General features: G+C 46.5%; 2 protein-coding genes. Both read left to right on the top strand.

The window, feature by feature from the left end:
• Positions 1-401 precede the first annotated feature (401 nt).
• A complete protein-coding gene (locus HMPREF9334_RS12825; protein ID WP_071986002.1) occupies positions 402-494 on the top strand; it encodes a replication/maintenance protein RepL in 93 nt (30 codons plus the stop codon).
• The coding region (locus HMPREF9334_RS12905) for a replication/maintenance protein RepL (RefSeq protein ID WP_211204866.1) at positions 490-578 on the top strand (89 nt) is incomplete at its 3' end. The genes HMPREF9334_RS12825 and HMPREF9334_RS12905, both read left to right, overlap by 5 nt.

Below are 578 nucleotides of genomic sequence, written 5' to 3'. Positions count from 1 at the left end.
TGCTGTAATGAAGGTGCAAGGGGCGCGCAGCGACCGCGTAGCGGCTTGCCCTTGCACCGTGATAAAAGCAGGACGCTTTTGCCCCGCGGTCGGGTGAACCCGACCGCCTGCCTAGCGGCGAGCGAGGGGTGCAGGGGGCTTGCTCCCTGCTGGGGGCGGTGGGGGCAAAGCCCCCACGAAACCCCTTGAAGTGGCGGTCGATGATTCTGCCGCTAATACAAGATAAGAGTGAAAAAAGGGGTAAAAACCTGTAATGCCTTGATATTACTGAATTTATCGCTATTTTGCTTGATATGATTTTTGGTAAATCTTGATATGATTTTTGATAACATTGAGTATGATTGACTTATATAATTCGATATGATATTATCATATCAATATCAAGCAAGGAGGAAAAACAAATGGCAGTAACCCGCAAGAAAGTCAAGGTAGTAGGAACAGAAACTTATATCAAGCAGGATACTGGAGAACTGCGAGAAATAGCAGGTAATTGACATTGAGGAGCGCGACGCTAATTTTCATAAGCTCTGGCTCGGTCATATTTTGAACAGTATCGACCTTATCGGAAACCAGAAAAC

Origin of the sequence: Centipeda infelix ATCC 43532 (assembly GCF_000234095.1) — a bacterium.
GTDB lineage: Bacteria > Bacillota > Negativicutes > Selenomonadales > Selenomonadaceae > Centipeda > Centipeda infelix.
Note: the sequence above shows the minus strand (reverse complement) of the source record. Positions and strands in the feature narration are given on the sequence as shown.